The following is a 1,186-nucleotide window of genomic DNA, read 5'->3' as shown; positions in this document are numbered from 1 at the left end:
TAAAACCTATCCACTCCCTGAATGAACAGTGAACGATTAAAGGACTTTCGTCAAGCAGCATACGAATTATTGGTGCGAGCCAAAGACGCAACATTCGAGCTCATGGATGCAGTGATGACCACCAGAAATGCGTCATGTTTGGCAGAATTTTCACTCAGCCCGCTATTCAATCGACAATGGCCAAGCGTCTACGAAGCATTGCAAGACTGTAGGCCAGACCGAAAAAAACTGATGGAATTGTATCGAAAGCAATTAGAACAGCAAGTACCCCCAACAGAATATATATTAGTCGCGATCGACCACACTGCATGGGCTAGACCTGAAGCCAAAACCTTAAAAGACAGAACCCATGAATATCAAAGGGGCTCCATTCTTGGACAGGGGTACAGTACTATTGCCTGGATACCTGAAACTGGTGGAAGTTGGGCATTACCCCTACTCCATGAACGAATTAGTAGTGAGTCTTCACCCATACTTCAAGCAGCTTCCCAACTTAAACTTGTTTGCGAACATAGCCTCAATCCAGTATTAGCAGTTTTAGATCGAGAATATGGCAATGCCAGTTGGGTACTGGCGCAAGCAGATATTCAAGCTGATTGCTTAATGAGACTCCGAAAGAATGCCTGTTTCTGGTCAGCACCACCAGCCTATAGTGGTCGCGGCAGACCACGCAAACACGGGTCAAAAATGAGACTCAATGACCCAACTACATGGCTGGAAGCCGATGCTGCGATCTTCATTGACTCTCATCCACAGTTGGGACAAGTCCGGGTCCGTCAATGGCTTGACTTGCATTTTTATCGTGCCCCCGAACAAAGAGTCAATTTAATCCTCGTCGAAAGAATGAATCCCATGTCAAACGGTCAGCCATTTCCACCTTTGTGGTTGGCTTGGGTGGGAGAACGAACTCTACCCTTAGAAACTATTTGGTTTAAGTATTTACGACGTTTTGGAGTGGATCATTGGTATCGATTTGCTAAGCAAAGATTGCATTGGACATTGCCTAACTTGAGAACCCCTGAACAATGTGAACGTTGGAGTGATTTAATGCCATTGATGAGTTGGCAACTCTGGTTAGCTAGGGATTTAGTGGTCGAGAATATATTACCTTGGCAATCTGCTGCGATCGATTTAACCCCTGGACGTGTTGCCCAATCAATGTTTTCGGTTTTAGTTAACATTGGTA

At 45.0% G+C, this 1,186-nt stretch carries 1 protein-coding gene; it reads left to right on the top strand.

Annotation, left to right across the window (positions count from 1 at the left end):
• Positions 1 to 21: 21 nt before the first annotated feature.
• A partial coding sequence (locus QUA77_RS29160) for an NF041680 family putative transposase (RefSeq protein WP_333454116.1) occupies positions 22 to 1,186 on the top strand: 1,165 nt, incomplete at its 3' end.

Source organism: Microcoleus sp. K5-D4 (assembly GCF_036704575.1).
In the GTDB taxonomy this organism is placed as follows: Bacteria; Cyanobacteriota; Cyanobacteriia; order Cyanobacteriales; family Microcoleaceae; genus Microcoleus.
The sequence above is the reverse complement of the archived record's forward strand: the minus strand, read 5'-3'. Positions and strand labels throughout refer to the sequence as shown.